The organism is Euzebyella marina, assembly GCF_014855515.1.
In the GTDB taxonomy this organism is placed as follows: Bacteria; Bacteroidota; Bacteroidia; order Flavobacteriales; family Flavobacteriaceae; genus Euzebyella; species Euzebyella marina.
In genome coordinates, this window is the sequence record NZ_JACYFK010000002.1 from 101,094 (window position 1) to 119,140 (window position 18,047).

Genomic DNA, 18,047 nt, shown 5'->3' on the forward strand with positions numbered 1-18,047 from the left:
TCAATATTAGGCATAATTAAAAAGAGAATAAAATTATAGACTTGAATTCGCACACGGTGAATGATGCCCTTGTCTAAAAATCGATGGCACCGTTATCATCAGACTTTTTACTCTTACGCTCTTGCTTTCTTTGTTTTCGAAGTTGTTTTTTTGAAGGGCCCAAATCAATGTCTTCAGCGCCACTGCCGTTTCTTTCACGCTCTTTGCGCTTTTTCTTCATGCTGTTTCTTTTAATGGCGCCCCCATTTTCATTGGCATTTTGCTCGTCTATGGCCTTGAGTTTGTCTTTATGAAAATCAAACCTGTAAGAACCGCCAAAAGTTACGAACACTCGAGAAGGACTGTCTTTAAAACTGGCACCCAAGTTAAAATCGACTTGAATTTCTTCGGATAATAAATGGGCTACCCCGCCACGTATTAAAAGATCTGAGTAACGGTCACTGTCTATACCTTGATGCTCAACAAAAGCACTCCATTTAGGGTTTCTAAAAGCGTGCGACAATGAAACTAAATAACTTAGTTCAGGAAAGTCACTTGAAATTCGGTCGTATGCCAGATTGGTTATTAAAACGAACCTCGGGGTAAGCCTACTTTGAGTCGCTACCATACCACGATAACTAACTGTTGGATCACCTACATAAAACGGGTTGCTTCCTAAATTAAAGGTAGCACCGCCGTAAAGCGAGACAGAAGGTATTAAATTTTTCAGTTGAAAAACGTTGTTCGCGCGCCAACTATAAAGATTAGGTTTGTTTCTTTCTTCCGATTTGTAGCGGTCGTAAATGAGATATTTCAATCCAACTCGATTTCTAGAAAAGTCACTGAGCTTACTAGACGTACCTAATTCGGTAAAGGTCAAATTCTGTGCCTGATAGGTGCCTTCATAATGTAGCTCTAATTGCTCGAAAAAGAGCCCATATCGTAAGGCAAAATCTGCGCCCCAGATATTACTTTCGGTATTCAATAGAGCATGGTCGCTCTGCTCGAAGAACACTCCCGTTTCTAATTGTAAAACATTCCTGCCGACGGCATAGGCACTGACCGAAAGCCCGGGTCTGTTAGAGTTAATTACATCGGTATATTGGCTAATACCGAGTACTGGAAGCAAGAACATTACATACTTGAACAGGTTCTTCATAAATGTTTTTTTTCGATTGAAATAAGAACTGCTATTGAAGTGCCAGCGGTAAAAAAGGAACCGGTTTTACTACAAACTAGACAGCCTATGAGACTGTTTTAGGTTAATTTTAGCAGTTATGCCCTGCTTATACAACGTGAGAATCGTACTTTTGATATAATCATTCCAAGAAATTATGGCATTTTTAAAAACTATCTTGGTCATACTATTGGTCTATTATCTAGTGAAGATTTTGGCCCGAATGTTCGCCCCCAAGATATTTGGCTATGCTGCCCGTAAGACCGAAGAACATTTTAGGGAAAGATTCGGTGAATTTTCTCAACAGCAGCAAGGCCATCAAGAAAGAGTAGGCGATGTAATCATTGATAAAAAACCTAAGAAAAAGCAGGGTGATTCTGAAAAGGTTGGCGATTACATCGATTTTGAAGAAATAGATTAAACTATTTTTTTACACCTTTTCGTTCAGAGCAACGGCTATTTTCAGTTTCGATTTATTTGATTTGAACACCATCGGAAGAAAGTCTCGATAAGTTCGCTATTTTAGCCAAATCAAACGATATTTCCAGTTATGCAAAAAGGATTAAAGGCCTTCTTCGTTCACTTTTTTGTTACCGTATTTTTTATTCTCGCCGCATTGGCCTATTTCCATCCCGTTCTGCAGGGTAAGGTCATACAGCAATCCGATATTGTGCAGTATACCGGAATGGCCAAAGAACAAAACGATTACAGAAAACGTACGGGTGAAGAACCATACTGGACGAATAGTGCTTTCGGGGGTATGCCTACTTATCAATTAGGGGCTTATTACCCTCATGATTATGTGAAAAAATTAGATCGCCTCATTCGATTTTTACCCAGACCGGCCGATTACCTTTTTCTGTATTTAATCGGTTTCTACATTTTGTTATGCTGTTTAAAAGTTGATTATCGATTAGCTGTACTTGGGGCTCTGGCGTTCGGGTTTTCTACCTACCTCATTATTATTTTGGGAGTAGGGCATAATGCGAAAGCGCATGCTTTGGGATATCTGCCCATGTTGTTGGGAGGTATCATACTGGTCTTTAGAAAAAAATATATCTGGGGATTCATTTTATCGGCCATAGCCATGGCTTTAGAAATTGGGGCAAACCATTATCAGATGACCTATTACTTCATGTTACTGGTCTTGATTTTGGGTGCTGTTTATTTGATTGAGGCTATCAGAGAAAAAACTCTAAAACATTTTTTTATCTCCGTAGGTATTTTGGTGATAGCGGTTGTATTGGGTATAGCGGCCAATGCTACAGGCCTTATGGCCACCAAGGAATACGCTGATTGGAGCACAAGGGGAAAATCGGAATTGACAATCAATGCCGATGGGTCGACAAAAGAAAATCTTACCGGCTTAGATAGAGAATATATTACGAGATACAGTTATGGTATATCTGAATCTTTAGACCTTTTTGTACCACGACTCTTTGGTGGTTCTAATGGAGAGGACTTAGGGGAAAATTCAAAGACCTATGACTTTTTAATCGATCAAGGAGTATCTCGTAGGCAGGCCCTTAGTTTTTCTAGTGGTTTGCCATTGTACTGGGGCGACCAACCAATTGTAGCGGGTCCTGCGTATATCGGCGCAATTATTATTTTTCTTTTTGTCTTGGGGCTATTTCTGGTAAAGGGCAAAACAAAGTGGTGGCTTTTAGGAGGGGTGGTTATGTCTTTGTTATTGTCTTGGGGCAAAAACTTTCCTTTGTTGACCAATCTGATGATCGATTACTTTCCTCTCTATAATAAATTTAGGGCGGTGTCATCGATTCAAGTAATTCTTGAGCTCTGTGCGCCCATCTTGGCCGTTTTAGGTTTGCGTCAGCTCTTCATCGACGAATTGACCATTAAAGAAAAATTAAAAGGACTCAAATTTTCTACCATTGCGGTTTTAGCATTGGGGCTAATGCTTTTGATTGTGAAGGGAACTTTTGATTTTGTAGGCCCAAGTGATGATTTCTTGATCAAAAACTATGGAGATGAGTTGGTTTCGTTAATTCAGGCCGATCGACGTTCCGTATATAACAGTGACCTGTTTCGATCTATGATATTGGTTTTCTTGGCTGCCTTGGTTTTGTGGTTTTTTATCAAAAATAAGCTGAAGGGCAATGTAGCCATTATTTTGGTCGGAGTATTGATTTTGATCGATTTGGTGGGTATAGGACTTAGATATGTCGATTCGGATGATTTTGTTTCGAAACGCAAGATGAACGAACCTTTTGAAGAATCTCCTTTAGACCAGGAAATAAAAAAGGACACAGGCATTTTTAGGGTTTACAACCCTTCAGAAGGAATCAACGGAGCGAGAACCTCTTATTTTCATCAGTCTATTGGTGGTTATCACGCGGCGAAACCTGCGGCGCTTGAAGACCTGTTCAGTTTCCATATTTACAAGGGTAATATAAACGTTCTGAACATGCTGAACGTGAAATATGTATTTCAGCAAGATGAAGAGGGAAGAAGTTTTCCTGCCTTGAATCCAGAGGCCAATGGTAACGCTTGGTTTATTTCAAAATTGAGTAAAGTGCCAGATGCAGATGAAGAAATAACAGGTTTAGAAAATTTAGACACAAAAAAGGAGGCTCTGATTCGCGAATCGAATGCCGGCTCATTAAACCGTTTTGAATATCAGGTAGATTCTACGGCAACTATCGATTTGGTCAACTATCAACCCAATCACTTGGTCTATAAGTCATCTAACCCGAATGTAGGGGTTGCGGTCTTTTCCGAGATGTATTATCCCAATGGCTGGAACGCCTATGTAGACGGTCAACTAACAGAACATTTTAAAGTAAACTACGCCCTACGTGCCATGCGCGTTTCGCAGGGAGACCATACCATAGAATTTAAGTTTGAACCAAAAGTCGTTGAAACAGGAAGCAAAATTACCTTGGCATCCTCGGTAATTCTACTGCTCTCAGTTATCGGAGGCATTGGCTTTTCTTTCTATTCTTCACGAAAAAGGAAGGACGAAGAAAAGAGTAGTTAAGAGAGTTGATAAAAATTACCAGAGAGATTCTTGAATATGAAGAAAGTACTTATAATCACTTATTATTGGCCACCCGCTGGCGGACCCGGGGTTCAGAGATGGCTGAAGTTTGTGAAGTACCTTGGTGAATTCAACGTTGAACCGATAGTTTTTGTTCCAGAAAACCCGCATTATCCAATAGAGGACACCTCGTTAGAAAAAGAAGTGCCTAAAGGCATTCAAGTTTTGAAACAGCCTTTGTTCGAACCTTATAGTCTTGCGAAAATAGTATCCTCAAAGAAGACAGGTAGAATTAGTTCTGGCATTATTCAAACCAAGAACCAATCTTTATTGGAAAAGTTAATGCTTTGGGTTAGGGGTAATTTTTTTATTCCCGATGCGCGCAAGTTTTGGGTCAAACCTTCAGTAAAATATCTTTCGGAATATCTCAAGGAAGAAAGTGTTGATACGCTAGTGACCACAGGCCCTCCCCATAGCGTGCACTTGATTGGTAAACAGTTGAAAGAGGTGACCGATTTAAAATGGGTGGCCGATTTTAGAGATCCTTGGACGTCGATAGGTTATCACAAAAAATTAAAATTGACATCCAAATCCCAGAAAAAACATAAGGATCTGGAAAAAATGGTTTTGAATGAGGCCGATCATATAGTCACCACCAGTATTACAACCAAAAAAGAGTTTTCAAAATTAACTTCGAAGCCCATTACGGTAATAACTAATGGTTACGATACAAGTTATATTCCTGAGCCCGACTTAGATAAGAGTTTTAGTATAAGTCATATAGGGTCACTTTTGACAGGCAGAAATCCTATTAACTTATGGAAGATTTTATCACGGTTGGCGGCTGAAAACCCTGTTTTTAGAAGTGATTTGCAGCTCGAGTTTATGGGGGTGGTAAGCCAAGATGTTATGGATACCCTTTACAGGTATGAGCTTGGGCCATATATTAAAATGAGAGGTTATGGTACGCATACCGATGCCCAACGAAAGCAACGACAATCTCAAATTTTGCTGTTGGCCGAAATAGACTCTGAAGAAACAAAGGGAATTATACCTGGCAAGCTTTTCGAATACATGGCGGCCAAACGGCCGATTTTGGCCCTGGGCCCAAAAGAGTGGGAGGTAGGAAAAATAATTGAGGAGTGTAATGCCGGAAGGACTTTTGAGTACGATGCGTACGAAACTTTAGAAAAAACTATATTGGATTGGTATAAAGCCTTTAAGGGCAAAAGTTTGATTACCGAATCGAAAGATATCGAAAAATATAGTCGCAAAGCACTAACGGCAAAGCTTGCGGAAATTCTTTAAAACCTTATTCTTTCAAACGACCAATAGTAGCTTATAGAGCATTGAGAAATGGGTATCGTCTTTAGGCAATCTTTAAATAATTCAATAGTTACCTATGCCGGTTTTGGTATAGGGGCTTTGAACACTTTGGTTTTGTACCTAAATTTTATGAGCCCTAAGTACTATGGGCTTATTCAAGTAATTCTTTCGGCGGCGACGGTACTCAACCCGATTTTGGCTTTTGGTGTACCTAATACCTTAGTCAAATTTTACAGCAGTTTTGAAAACAATAAGGTTAAAGAAGGATTTCTTACCCTTATGCTATTACTGCCGCTGGTACTCATGTTGCCAATCGCTATTCTGACTTTTGTGGGCAATGAAGCCATAGGTTCTTTTTTAAGTAGGGAAAACCCCATCGTCAGGGACTACGTATGGCATATTTTTCTGATTGGTATGGCCATGGCCTATTTTGAGGTATTCTATGGCTGGGCGCGTGTTCATATGAAGTCGGTGTTCGGTAACTTTATGAAAGAAGTCTTTTCTCGTGTGGCGGTCAGTGTACTGCTGCTTTTATTACACTTCGAATATATAACGGTTGAATTTTTTGTTCATTCGATGGTCGGGGTTTATGTATTAAGAATGATTGTGATGAAGGTTTACGCCTATAGCCTACACATGCCTAAACTTTCGTTCGAGTTTCCGCATAACATTCGAAATATAATGGTGTATACGTCATTGATTATATTGGGAGGTTCTGTGGCGATTGTTTTATTGGAGGTCGATAAAGTAATGATCAATCAATTCATTGAGCTTGAAAATGTCGCCTACTATAGTGTGGCGGGTTTTATTGCAATGGTAATCGCCGTACCCTCGAGATCTATGCATCAGATTACTTACCCGTTAACTGCCGAGCAGCTTAACAATAAAGATTGGGCTTCATTGGAGCGTTTGTATAAAAAAAGTTCGTTGACTCTTTTTGCCATTGCATCGCTTCTATTTCTCCTGATATTTTTGAATCTAGATGATATGTATACGATGATGCCTAAAGATTATAGAAATGGGTATATGATATTTGTCTGGCTGGGGTTGGCTAAGGTTTACGACTCCATATTAGGCAACAATAATTCAATACTTTATAATTCAGACTACTATAGGGCTATACTTATGTTCGGTGTTCTGTTGGCCGTTTTGACTATTTTGCTGAATCTGTGGCTCATACCGGCCTATGGTCTTGATGGTGCCGCCATTGCCAGTTTTTCTGCACTTTTTATTTATAATACGCTCAAATTAGCTTATGTGAGATGGAAGTTTAAGATGCTTCCTTTTACGACCGAGACCTGGCAAGTGGGCATTATTTCGATGGTTCTAGGTGTCGGGTTCTATTTTATTGACTTTCCATTTCATGCTATAATCAATATCATACTCAAAGGTATTTTAATCACCGCCCTTTTCGTTGGGCTTTTATATAAGTTCAAGATATCGGAAGATTTATATACTCTTTTGTCCAGAATACTTTCTATACTAAAGAGATAGCCGCAACAAATCTATACCAATAAGTTTGTTTCCGATAAGTAGTTTTCTAAATAATTGTTTTGTAGTAACTTTAAATAGAAAATGTAAGGCATGGACTATTTTATTAGGGGAAATTTTTGCGCTGCTTTATTTAGAGATATTTTGGAACCCATTATGGAGGCCGAAGTACGAATATACCATCAGCTTGGCCCAGAATGCGATCCTCCTTCCAATAGTGCGACCAAAGAGCTGAAGCTGCTTTCTGAAAAAGAAGTTTCCGCTAAAAAAAATTGCCTAATAGGCACTGCTCAAACCGACAAATTCGGTAACTATTCTTTTAATCTTCCACAGACCTACAGAAATACCCCCATTGCGATAGATATTCTGCTAAAACAAGCGCCTCGACAGAAAGAAGGCAAGCACAAGCCTATTCAAGTCTTTATCAGAAAATTAAACCCTATTTGGAGGTCTTCAGATGATTGCTTTATATATCGCTATAACTATTCTTTTCCTTTTGAAGATTGGTATCAAATCAGAAAATTGTTTGATGCTTGGACGATTTATGGAAAAATAACTTTGGAAAGTTCTGGCACTAGCCAGGTCTCGGGTCTTGAAGTTACGGCTATGGATGTCGACTGGATTCATGATGATTTTTTAGGAAAGGCTTTGACCAATGATAAGGGGTATTTTAGAATTGATTATGGAAGTGCCGATTATAAAAAGACGTTTTTGTCGCCATTGATTAATGTAGAAACACCGGTACGAACAATTCGAGGGCCGGGAGTATATTTTCAAGTTGCTGATTCTGATGGGGCGGTAATCTATAAAGAAGAAAGAAAAGTGGGTCATTACGAATCGAGAAAGAATATACCGAGATGTTTTTTTGTCGACTTGCATTTAGCTGCCGAAAATGTGCCTGATAAAAAAAGAATATAGCTCCTTTCCCTTGTTGTGGCCATTTCGATTTTTAGTCTGAAAAATTAGGGCTAAGTTAGTACAGCGAAGCCTTGAAGTAGGTCAAGGCAATTATTACTTCCAAAATGGCAAATGACGGTTACAAAAGAAAGGTCTCGCTAACAGGGTCCTTAGATTTTACAAATTTACGATTACAAGAGCCCATGAACTACGCAGCTGGTAAATTGGGTGTTAAAGAGGCACTACGGCATGGTTTCAAAGAAATGGGCATAGTGAGATCCATGCGCGCTTTACTGGAAATGAACCAAGAAGATGGTTTTGACTGCCCAAGTTGCGCTTGGCCGAACCCTGAAAAACCTTCCTCATTTGCTGAATATTGTGAAAATGGAGCAAAAGCTCTGGCCGATGAGGCCACCCAACATAAAATCGGAAATGAGTTTTTCAAAAAAAACTCGGTTCAAGAACTATCGCAGTTGACCGATTATCAATTGAACAAATTTGGCCGATTGACCGAACCTTTGGTTTTGAAACCCGGCAATGATTATTATGAACCGATTGATTGGCAAGAAGCCTATGAACTTATAAGCGAAGAACTGCATAAGTTGAAAGATCCTAATGAGGCCATATTTTATACCTCGGGTCGGTCTAGCAATGAGGCTGCTTATCTGTATGGTATGTTTGCTAGGGCCTTTGGGACCAACAATATGCCCGACTGTTCGAATATGTGCCATGAATCGAGTGGGGTAGCGCTATCGGAAACTTTGGGAATCGGAAAAGGCTCTGTAAAACTTGAAGATTTATATGGTGCCGAGGTGGTCATCGTTGCGGGACAGAATCCCGGTACCAACCACCCAAGAATGTTATCGGCATTGGAAAAGTGCAAAGAGAACGGGGGAAAGGTCATTAGTATCAATCCATTGGAGGAAGCTGGGCTCGTCAATTTCAAAAATCCGCAGAACATTAAAGGTTTGCTAGGCTCCGGTGAGCAAATGGCAGACATTCACTTGCCCGTGAGAATTAATCAAGATATTCCCTTGGTTAAGCTCATCCTCAAAAAGCTAGTTTTACTGGATGACGAGCGTAAAAACGTCTTCGATCATAAATTTATATCCGAATATGTAGATGGATACGAGGCCTTGATTCAGGATTTGGGTAAATATGAAGAAGAGCAATTGCTATCCCAATGCGGGGTTAGTCTAGAAAAAGTTGAAGAAGTGGTTCAGTTGCTTTCTGAAAAATCGAAAATCGTAGTATGTTGGGCCATGGGCCTAACACAACATAAGAACGGGGTAGAGAATATTAGGGAGTTTGTCAATCTTTTGCTTTTAAAAGGAGCAATGGGCAAGCCAAACGCGGGAACATGCCCGGTTAGAGGGCATAGCAACGTTCAGGGAGATCGAAGTGTGGGCATCATGCATTACGTTGATGACGCTTTAAACCAGCGTGTTAAAAAGTATTTAGGTTTTGAGGCGCCTACAGATGAGGGCGTAGATACGGTGGGCGCTATCAAATCAATGCACGAGGGAAAGGCTCAAGTTTTTATCTGCTTAGGAGGTAATTTTTTGATGGCCGCTAATGATACCGAGTACACGGCACAGGCTTTACACAATTGCGATTTAACCGTTCAAATCAGTACAAAATTGAATCGTTCGCATCTCGTGACCGGAAAGACCGCTCTAATTTTACCCACCTTTGGGAGGTCTGAAAAAGATATGAAAAAGGGTACCCTGCGCTATCTCACCATGGAAGATAGCATGGGCCGGGTGAGACGTTCTCATGGCTTATTGAAACCCGCATCAGAATTGATCAAAAGTGAGCCCGAACTAATTGCAGAATTGGCCGATACTTATTTTAAAGGTCAACATTCGGTAGATTGGTTGGCAATGGCCGATAACTATGACCTTATTAGAGATAGTATTGATCAGGTGGCTAAAGGTTTTGAAAAAACTATTGAGCGATCTAAAGGTATTGGTTATTATTTACCTAATAATGTACGGGAACTTGACTTTAGCATGCTACCCAATGGAAAGGCCCAACTCACCATCAATAGTTTACCGGAGCATCATCTAGAGGAGAAAGAGTATTTATTGATGACCATACGCTCTCACGACCAGTTTAATACTACTGTTTATGGGCTTGATGATCGCTACCGCGGGGTTTACAATGAACGCAGGGTTCTCTTCATGAATCCCTCGGATATGAAGAATGAGAACTTTCAGAAGTGTGATGTAATTGATATCACTAGTTCTTATGATGGTCAGAAACGAACTGCGAAAAAATTTATAGTAGTTCCTTATAATATTCCATCAGGGAACTTGGCTGCTTATTTTCCTGAGACTAATATTCTTGTGCCGTATAACAAGTTTGCCGATAAGAGTAAAACTCCTATCAGTAAATCAGTTAAAGTATCGCTCTCTATACATACTACTTAAAAATAAAAACCCCCGCTGCAGATTTCTCTACCGCGGGGGCAAACAACTAACCAACCTAAAAACAATCTTTAATATCTTCTGCTAGTTCTCGATGACGAACTTCTTGCAGTACTTGTTCTACTGCTTCTGGCATCGCTAGCTTTTCTTATAGTTCTTTTTGAACTTGTACTTCTTACTGCCGTGTTACCTCTTGAACGGGCGTTGTTCTGCCTAACAGTTGTTTTGTTTGCACTTCTCGAAGCGTTATTATAGCTTTTCGAATTGCGGGTGACCGTTCTTTGTTCAGGGGTTCTAGTCACTGTTCGCTTGGTAACGGTGTTACCTCTTGGTGATGTCACCGTTGTTGATTTTCTAGAAACCGATCTGCCATTAGGGGTTGTAGAAGTACTTCTTTTAACAGTTCTACTTGCCGTATTGGAACTTCTGTTGACTTGTGATTTTCTTACGTCAGCAGAACGACCTTGGTTACTTCTTGAAACATTTTGGTTTCTACTGATTCGTTGATCACTTCTACTAGCGCCAGTATTACTGGCAACGAAACGGCTTGTTCTCGGGGCTGCACTTCTGACAGCTACTCTACGGTCATTTCTATAGATTTTAGCCCTGTCTTTTCTGACTTGGTTGTATTTATGAGACCTTCCGATTTGCGCGTATGCCCTTCTTTGATTGTATCTGTACGGTTTGTAATAGGTGTATCTTACCGGACTATAATATCTTCTGTATGGCTTATTGAAAACAAGGCAAAAGCCAATAGCTGGTCTGACAAAAAGCGCATGAAAGGGTCTATAGATATAGCGTCTGTTGTATACATTGATATAACCGGTATGGTAATCATAAAATCCTCTTCTGTTATAATAAACGTACATACCTCCTAAGCGGTGCACTCTTCCACTGTTATACGAAATGTCAACATCGCCGATTTGTGTTACACGGCCGTAATAGTCGTAAAATACTGGAACATTCTCTACTTGAATAACCGCCCCGTAGTCGTCATATTGAACATAAGGGTTATAGTCAAAACCAGAGTTAAAGGTTACACCGTTTCTTCTTCCAGTCACATACTGGTCGATATAGAAATCAAACTCACCATCGGGATATACCGAAAACGTAATGCCATTTTCAACAAAAATAAAGGCGTCGTTGTTTCTATAAGCATTGCGTTCAGCAACCTTATCTTCTGTACTAGTGGCCAAGGCCCCGGAGGCACCCATAACTAAGGCCGAAAAAAAGAGTACTAACTTTTTCATGATATAAGGTTTTAAGTTCCCGAATGCAACTATTCACATTCGCCTTAAAGAAAACAAACAGCGTGCCAAAAAATAAAATAGAATTTTATCTATTGATATTCAATTAGTTAAAAATAGTTTAGTGAGAATTATGTGAAGGAGGTGGCGGTGATATTGGTCAAAAAGAACATAAAATAATAGTTGTCAAGTGAAGTGGATGATCACCAACAACTATTATTTTAAATCAACTTATATCTGGTGTTATAGTTTTTCTGCTAAATATTTACCTGTGAACGAATTCTTATTGTTTATGATTTCTTCGGGGGTTCCTGTTGCTAAAAGGTTTCCGCCGTTTTCGCCACCTTCAGGACCAAGATCAATAATATGGTCGGCACATTTGATTAATTCTATATTATGCTCGATGACAATTACCGAATGCCCCTTTTCAATTAAGGCGTCAAATGATTTGAGCAGCTTTTTTATATCATGAAAGTGAAGACCTGTAGTTGGTTCGTCAAAAATAAAGAGTGCCTTATCCTTGGTAGTTCCTTTTACCAAGAAAGAAGCCAGTTTGATTCGTTGCGCCTCTCCACCCGAGAGCGTTGAAGATGATTGGCCCAATGTAACGTAACCCAAGCCCACATCTTGTAAAGGTTTTAGCTTCGAGACGATTTTTTTCTCTCTATGACTCTCAAAAAAGGCAATGGCATCATCAATGGTCATGTTTAAAACATCATCGATATTGGCATCTTCAAATTTAACTTCTAAGATTTCTTTTTTGAACCGCTTACCACCGCATGTATCACACTCTAGGTGAACATCGGCCATAAATTGCATTTCAACAGTAATCTCACCTTCGCCCTTGCATTTCTCACATCGTCCTCCATCAACGTTGAAAGAAAAGTGTTTTGCCTGATAACCTCTTATTTTACTCAGTTTTTGAGAAGCGAAAAGATTACGAATATCATCGTACGCCTTGATGTAAGTAACCGGATTGGATCGTGAGGACCGACCTATGGGGTTTTGATCGACAAACTCCACATGTTTTATATGCTTGTACTTTCCTTCCACCTTAGAATATTGTCCTGCTTTTTCACCATAGCCACCTACTTCCTTCAAAATAATAGGATACAATAACTTTTTTACCAGGGTACTTTTTCCGCTACCTGAAACGCCAGTGATAACCGTAAGCATGTTTAGAGGAAAGGTTACATCAATATTCTTAAGGTTGTTCTCTCTCGCCCCAATAATTGAAATAAATTCTTTCGATCTTCTTCTTGTTTTTGGTATATCGATTGCTTTTGAACCATTCAGGTAACTTGCCGTTAACGAGTTTGACTTTAAAACTTCAGTTAAAGGGCCGTAAGCAACCACCTCACCACCATGGGTGCCCGCTTCTGGGCCTATATCGATAACTTCATCGGCCGCTTTCATGATATCTTCATCATGTTCTACTACGATAACCGTGTTACCCAAGTCTCGTAAAGATTGCAAAACTTCAATTAAGTTTTCGGTATCTTTAGGATGTAGACCAATACTTGGTTCATCCAATATGTACATGCTTCCAACGAGACTACTGCCGAGCGAGGTGGCCAAATTGATTCTTTGACTTTCACCTCCCGAAAGGGTATTCGATTTCCTGTTAAGTGTGAGATAGCTAAGACCTACTTTATATAGAAAACCAAGTCTGCTCGTGATTTCCTTCAAAAGGCGAGAGGCTATTTGTTGATCATGTTTGTCCAGTTCGAGTTGCTCGAAAAAGGGTATGAGCTTTTTGATCGGAAGCTCTACCAAATCAGATATATTCTTTCCACCGACCTTTACATAGTCGGTTTCTTTACGAAGCCTTTTACCCTTGCAAACATCGCATCTGGTCTTACCTCGATAACGGGAGAGCATGACCCGGTTCTGTATCTTATAACTTTTTTCCTCCAGCGTTTCAAAGAACTTGTGAATGCCGATAAAATGGGCGTTTCCATTCCACACTAAGTCTTTTTGATCATCGCTTAGTTCAAACCACGGTTTATGAATAGGAAAATCAAATTTGTAGGCTGAATTGACCAGTTGGTCACGGTACCAACCCATGCTTTCACCTCTCCAGGGAGAAACGGCATTATCATATACAGACAGTGCTGTATTAGGTACAACCAAATCTTCGTCAATACCAATCACATCACCATAGCCCTCGCACTTTGGGCAGGCTCCGTAAGGGTTATTGAAACTGAAAAGATGAACGTTTGGTTCTAAAAATGACATTCCGTCCAACTCAAATCGATTGCTAAAATTAGAGGTATGACCGGTTTTCATTTCCTCGACGATACATTCCCCTTTGCCCTCGAAGAAGGCCGTATCTACGGCATTAGCTAATCGATTATAAAAGTCTTCGTCATCTTTGACTATAATTCGGTCTACGACCAATTCAAATTCTCGACCAATATCGGAGGGGGCATTATCAATTCGATACACTTGTCCACCATGTTTGATACGGGCATACCCTTGTTTCGACAACAATTGTAATGATTTCTCAACATCGCGCTTCTCGTCGATTTTTAAGGGTGCCAACAACAAAAGCTTTTTACCTACTTCTTGGCTCTTTACATGTTTAACAACGTCGGTTACGGTGTCTTTTTTTACCTCTTTTCCAGAAATTGGCGAAAAGGTTCTGCCTATTCTTGCATATAGCAATTTGAGATAATCATATATTTCAGTAGTGGTACCCACTGTAGACCGAGGATTGGTAGAATTTACTTTTTGCTCAATGGCAATTGCGGGTGCTATACCTTTAATATAATCAACCTTCGGTTTATCTAGTTTTCCCAAGAATTGTCTGGCATACGAAGAAAGACTTTCTACATACCTTCGTTGACCTTCTGCATAAAGTGTATCGAAAGCCAAACTAGACTTACCGGAGCCTGATAGGCCTGTGATCACTACCAATTTATTTCGTGGTATGACGACATTAATATCTTTCAGATTGTGCAGTTTAGCACCTTTTATAATGATATTCTCTTTGGGGTTTACCTCTAAATTCACTGTCTTTTTCATATATGTACTGCAAAGATACAATGAAGCCGTCAATAAAAATGTGGCACGGTATTAGGTATTACCACAATGTGCTCTTATAAAGATTTTTTTATGAACCATTTAATTTTTTCTATATTTGAGCCTAACAAAATGTTAAGAAGCCTATAGCATAAAATTACTTTTTACAGTTTAAAACGAGTTTCTACCGCGCCTTTTGAAAAAGATAGGTGTGCGTTTTTAATAAAAAGTAATAGCTATGGATGTACAACTTGACGATTCCCTTCTTATTAAAAGATATGTGGCAGGCGATGAAAAAGCGCTTGAGGCCCTTATCGAAAAACACAATCAGCGACTGAGTAGTTTTATTTATTCAAAAGTCAATAGTCGCGATATTACCGAAGATATATTTCAAGATACCTTTATTAAAGTTATTCGAACTTTGAGAAGGGGTACTTATAATGAAGAAGGTAAATTCTTGCCTTGGGTGATGCGCATTGCACACAATCTAATAATCGATCATTTTCGTAAAAGTAGCAGAATGCCTATGTTCGATGGTGCCGACACTTTTGATATTTTCTCGCTCATTAGTGATGAGAAGCTGAATGCCGAGCATCAAATAATAAAAGACCAAATTGACACCGATTTGGGCAAGTTGATCAATGAACTACCAGCCGACCAAAGAGAAGTCTTGGTGATGCGTATATATAAGGATATGAGTTTCAAAGAAATTTCAGAGAATACAGGTGTTAGCATCAATACAGCTTTGGGAAGAATGCGATACGCTTTGATCAACCTTCGTAAGATAATTGAACAGAACGATATTCTTTTAACGATTTAATGTGCCATAGGTCGAACGGTTTCATTAAATTTATATTCGTGGCGTTAGAGTACTATAACAATACGGATATTAGATATGGAAAAAATTTACTCTGCTGAACAAAAAGGAATAAAACAAGTAAAGGCTAGCGCTTCAACCGTAAAGTTTTTGTTAGATTATTCTAAATCATTGAAGTTTACCGAAGCAAAAGGAATCAAGTTCGAGTCGAACATGAATTGATATTAAAGGTAACCAATAGAAAAAGGTCTTGAATCAACGATTCAAGACCTTTTTTAGTTTTCACCACACTAATTTACCTGCATACAACCGCCTAAACCGCTATTCTGAGCCTTATAAAGCCTCTCTCTGTTAGTTGTTGAGTGCTTAATATCAGTAGTTTTGGCGATTTTCAACGCACGTATTTCACATTTATTTTATAGAAAACAGAAAATGTAGGGTTTCACATCAGAATCTGGCAGTTTGACAACAATGTTTTTTGTGCGAGGGTCAATCTTTCTAGTTTTATATCAGAATTAAAACAAGCTATCCCCCAATAGATTAATTGAAATATAAACTAATGACCGTAAAGCAATCAAAATGATTGCCTCAAATCTTAAAAACTGCACGCATGAACCTACAGACCGAAGACTCAGTATTAGTTAGAGATTACATCGCCGGAGATGAAAAAGCCTTGGAAATTCTAATCAACAGGCACAACCAAAGAATTACAAGCTTCATCTATTCCAAGGTATTGGACAAAGACATTACCGAAGACATTTTTCAAGATACCTTTATTAAGGTAATACGTACCTTGAAAAAAGGCAACTACAGTGAAGAAGGTAAATTTTTGCCTTGGGTAATGAGAATTGCCCATAACTTGATCATCGACCATTTCAGAAAGAACAAAAGAATGCCAATGTTCGAAGGAAACGAAGATTTCAATATCTTTTCGGTAATCGGTGATGAGAAGTTGAATGCTGAAAAGCAATTGATCAAGGATCAAATCGATAGCGACCTTAGACATTTGGTAGAAGAATTACCAGATGACCAAAAAGAAGTTTTGATCATGAGAATCTACAGAGATATGAGCTTCAAAGAAATCTCTGAAAACACTGGGGTTAGTATTAATACTGCTTTAGGAAGAATGCGATATGCCCTTATCAACCTTAGAAAAATCATTGAAAAGAACAACATTGTTCTAACAAATTAATAATTAGAGACCGGTTTACAACAATATTTCATATGTAGCGGCGTTATCCTTGTATAACTATGCTACTGATATGGAAAAAATCTACTCTGAAAACCTTGAAAAAGGTAAATTCGTAAAAACTAGTGCTGAGACAATTCGATTTTTATTGGATTTCTCCAAACAGTTTCATGTAACGGAATTTAGAAACCTCCGATTTGAAAACAGTTTAAATTAATTACAAAAAGCCCCATTTAACGGGGCTTTTTTGATTTTAAATATTCTTTGAGAACTGATTTTCTACCAATTGTTTTGGTAATGATATCTTGATCTAGGTTCCAACCTCTGGCCGGTGAGTATTGTCTACCGTACCAAATAATCTGTAAGTGTAAGTCATTCCATATTTCCTCAGGAAAAAGTCTTTTGGCATCTCTTTCAGTCTGAACCACATTTTTCCCATTTGAAAATCCCCATCGGTACATTAGCCTATGTATATGAGTATCTACCGGAAATGCAGGAATCCCAAAAGCTTGCGAGACCACTACGCTGGCCGTTTTGTGGCCCACAGCCGGCAGTTCTTCAAGCAATGAGATATCTTGTGGCACTTCACCATCGTATTTATCGACCAAAATTTGCGAAAGCCCGTGAATACCTTTCGATTTCATAGGTGAAAGCCCTACGGGCTTAATGATTTCCCGAATTTCATCTACCGAAAGTTTAATCATATCGTACGGGTTATCTGCCCTTGCAAAAAGCAAAGGGGTAATTTGATTGACCCTTACATCGGTACTTTGGGCAGACATGAGTACGGCTACCAATAATGTATAGGGGTCTTTATGGTCTAAGGGAATAGGTATTTCAGGATATAATTTTTGAAGCGTATTTATTACAAACTCAACCTTTTCGGCTTTGGTCATTTTTACTTAGTTTCGTTGAAATTTATTCGCGGTGCGAAGGTAACTCAAAAATAAGAATGACTATGTTGAAAGTAGGTGATCAGGTTCCTGATTTTATATCAAAAGACCAAGACGGTACGATTATCAAATTATCCGATTTTCAAGGAAAAAAACTGATAGTGTTTTTCTACCCTAGGGCCAATACACCCGGTTGTACAGCCGAAGCCTGTAATCTTCGCGATAATTATAACTCTTTAAAAGCAGCGGGCTACGAGCTTTTAGGGGTAAGTGAAGATTCTGCTAGAAAGCAGACCAATTTTAAAAATAAGTATGAGCTGCCATTTCCTCTTTTATCAGATGAAGACCATACGGTAATCGATGCCTTTGGCGTTTGGGGGCCTAAAAAGTTTATGGGTAGGGAATTTGAAGGAATTCTTAGAACCACTTTTCTTATAGATGAAGATGGAGTAGTGGAGAGGGTCATCGATAAGGTAAAGACCAAAGACCATGCGGCCCAATTATTAGATTGATTCGTAAAAGAAGCATGAACAAAAAAGCCGAACCTTAAATGGTTCGGCTTTTTTGTTTTTACCTGATT

14 protein-coding genes are annotated in these 18,047 nt (G+C 39.1%); 10 read left to right on the top strand and 4 right to left on the bottom strand.

Annotation, left to right across the window (positions count from 1 at the left end):
* Positions 1-73: 73 nt before the first annotated feature.
* Entirely contained in the window at positions 74-1,138 is a 1,065-nt protein-coding gene (locus IL356_RS09190; RefSeq protein ID WP_121849286.1) for a transporter, read from the bottom strand.
* A gap of 175 nt (positions 1,139-1,313) precedes the next feature.
* Between IL356_RS09190 and IL356_RS09195 the strand changes: the two genes are divergently transcribed.
* From IL356_RS09195 to IL356_RS09220, 6 genes are all read left to right on the top strand, one after another.
* Positions 1,314-1,577, top strand: a complete 264-nt coding sequence (locus tag IL356_RS09195) for a DUF4834 family protein (RefSeq protein WP_121849285.1) — start codon at positions 1,314-1,316, stop codon at positions 1,575-1,577.
* 129 nt (positions 1,578-1,706) lie between these two features.
* Positions 1,707-4,154 carry a YfhO family protein gene (locus IL356_RS09200; protein ID WP_121849284.1) on the top strand — a complete coding sequence of 816 codons (2,448 nt, stop codon included), beginning with the start codon at positions 1,707-1,709 and terminating at the stop codon, positions 4,152-4,154.
* A 36-nt stretch (positions 4,155-4,190) separates the two neighbouring features.
* Positions 4,191-5,462: a glycosyltransferase family 4 protein gene (locus IL356_RS09205; RefSeq protein ID WP_121849283.1), complete on the top strand. Its 1,272-nt coding sequence runs from the start codon at positions 4,191-4,193 to the stop codon at positions 5,460-5,462.
* Between the two features lie 48 nt (positions 5,463-5,510).
* Positions 5,511-6,974 (top strand): oligosaccharide flippase family protein, encoded by a 1,464-nt coding sequence (locus IL356_RS09210; protein WP_121849282.1) that lies wholly within the window; start codon positions 5,511-5,513, stop codon positions 6,972-6,974.
* Positions 6,975-7,064: 90 nt separating this feature from the next.
* The gene (locus IL356_RS09215; protein ID WP_121849281.1) at positions 7,065-7,889 is read left to right on the top strand and encodes a hypothetical protein; all 825 of its coding nucleotides are present in this window, start codon (positions 7,065-7,067) and stop codon (positions 7,887-7,889) included.
* A gap of 182 nt (positions 7,890-8,071) precedes the next feature.
* Complete coding sequence (locus IL356_RS09220; protein WP_380085102.1) at positions 8,072-10,300, top strand: FdhF/YdeP family oxidoreductase; 2,229 nt, start codon at positions 8,072-8,074, stop codon at positions 10,298-10,300.
* A gap of 68 nt (positions 10,301-10,368) precedes the next feature.
* Here IL356_RS09220 and IL356_RS09225 read toward each other — a convergent pair whose 3' ends face one another.
* A complete protein-coding gene (locus tag IL356_RS09225; RefSeq protein ID WP_121849279.1) occupies positions 10,369-11,547 on the bottom strand; it encodes a hypothetical protein in 1,179 nt (392 codons plus the stop codon).
* A 240-nt stretch (positions 11,548-11,787) separates the two neighbouring features.
* Positions 11,788-14,571 carry an excinuclease ABC subunit UvrA gene (gene uvrA / locus IL356_RS09230; protein ID WP_121849278.1) on the bottom strand — a complete coding sequence of 928 codons (2,784 nt, stop codon included), beginning with the start codon at positions 14,569-14,571 and terminating at the stop codon, positions 11,788-11,790.
* Positions 14,572-14,806: 235 nt separating this feature from the next.
* On the opposite strand from uvrA, the gene IL356_RS09235 reads away from it, so the two are divergent.
* The 3 genes from IL356_RS09235 to IL356_RS09245 all read left to right on the top strand — a co-directional run bounded on the left by IL356_RS09235 (position 14,807) and on the right by IL356_RS09245 (position 16,577).
* The gene (locus IL356_RS09235; protein ID WP_121849277.1) at positions 14,807-15,388 is read left to right on the top strand and encodes an RNA polymerase sigma factor; all 582 of its coding nucleotides are present in this window, start codon (positions 14,807-14,809) and stop codon (positions 15,386-15,388) included.
* A gap of 75 nt (positions 15,389-15,463) precedes the next feature.
* The gene (locus IL356_RS09240) at positions 15,464-15,607 is read left to right on the top strand and encodes a hypothetical protein (RefSeq protein WP_162987903.1); all 144 of its coding nucleotides are present in this window, start codon (positions 15,464-15,466) and stop codon (positions 15,605-15,607) included.
* Between the two features lie 388 nt (positions 15,608-15,995).
* Positions 15,996-16,577 (top strand): RNA polymerase sigma factor, encoded by a 582-nt coding sequence (locus IL356_RS09245; RefSeq protein WP_121849276.1) that lies wholly within the window; start codon positions 15,996-15,998, stop codon positions 16,575-16,577.
* Positions 16,578-16,807: 230 nt separating this feature from the next.
* On the opposite strand, the gene IL356_RS09250 is transcribed toward IL356_RS09245, so the two are convergent.
* Complete coding sequence (locus IL356_RS09250) at positions 16,808-17,470, bottom strand: endonuclease III domain-containing protein (protein WP_121849275.1); 663 nt, start codon at positions 17,468-17,470, stop codon at positions 16,808-16,810.
* Positions 17,471-17,526: 56 nt separating this feature from the next.
* On the opposite strand from IL356_RS09250, the gene bcp reads away from it, so the two are divergent.
* Entirely contained in the window at positions 17,527-17,979 is a 453-nt protein-coding gene (bcp, locus tag IL356_RS09255; RefSeq protein WP_121849274.1) for a thioredoxin-dependent thiol peroxidase, read from the top strand.
* The last annotated feature ends 68 nt before the right edge of the window (positions 17,980-18,047 follow it).

Excerpts from the sequence above, each read along its gene's own strand:
- IL356_RS09190 (WP_121849286.1), bottom strand. The coding sequence starts at position 1,138 with ATGAAGAACCTGTTCAAGTATGTAATGTTCTTGCTTCCAGTACTCGGT.
- IL356_RS09195 (WP_121849285.1), top strand. The coding sequence starts at position 1,314 with ATGGCATTTTTAAAAACTATCTTGGTCATACTATTGGTCTATTATCTA.
- IL356_RS09200 (WP_121849284.1), top strand. The coding sequence starts at position 1,707 with ATGCAAAAAGGATTAAAGGCCTTCTTCGTTCACTTTTTTGTTACCGTA.
- IL356_RS09205 (WP_121849283.1), top strand. The coding sequence starts at position 4,191 with ATGAAGAAAGTACTTATAATCACTTATTATTGGCCACCCGCTGGCGGA.
- IL356_RS09210 (WP_121849282.1), top strand. The coding sequence starts at position 5,511 with ATGGGTATCGTCTTTAGGCAATCTTTAAATAATTCAATAGTTACCTAT.
- IL356_RS09215 (WP_121849281.1), top strand. The coding sequence starts at position 7,065 with ATGGACTATTTTATTAGGGGAAATTTTTGCGCTGCTTTATTTAGAGAT.
- IL356_RS09220 (WP_380085102.1), top strand. The coding sequence starts at position 8,072 with ATGAACTACGCAGCTGGTAAATTGGGTGTTAAAGAGGCACTACGGCAT.
- IL356_RS09225 (WP_121849279.1), bottom strand. The coding sequence starts at position 11,547 with ATGAAAAAGTTAGTACTCTTTTTTTCGGCCTTAGTTATGGGTGCCTCC.
- uvrA (WP_121849278.1), bottom strand. The coding sequence starts at position 14,571 with ATGAAAAAGACAGTGAATTTAGAGGTAAACCCCAAAGAGAATATCATT.
- IL356_RS09235 (WP_121849277.1), top strand. The coding sequence starts at position 14,807 with ATGGATGTACAACTTGACGATTCCCTTCTTATTAAAAGATATGTGGCA.
- IL356_RS09240 (WP_162987903.1), top strand. The coding sequence starts at position 15,464 with ATGGAAAAAATTTACTCTGCTGAACAAAAAGGAATAAAACAAGTAAAG.
- IL356_RS09245 (WP_121849276.1), top strand. The coding sequence starts at position 15,996 with ATGAACCTACAGACCGAAGACTCAGTATTAGTTAGAGATTACATCGCC.
- IL356_RS09250 (WP_121849275.1), bottom strand. The coding sequence starts at position 17,470 with ATGACCAAAGCCGAAAAGGTTGAGTTTGTAATAAATACGCTTCAAAAA.
- bcp (WP_121849274.1), top strand. The coding sequence starts at position 17,527 with ATGACTATGTTGAAAGTAGGTGATCAGGTTCCTGATTTTATATCAAAA.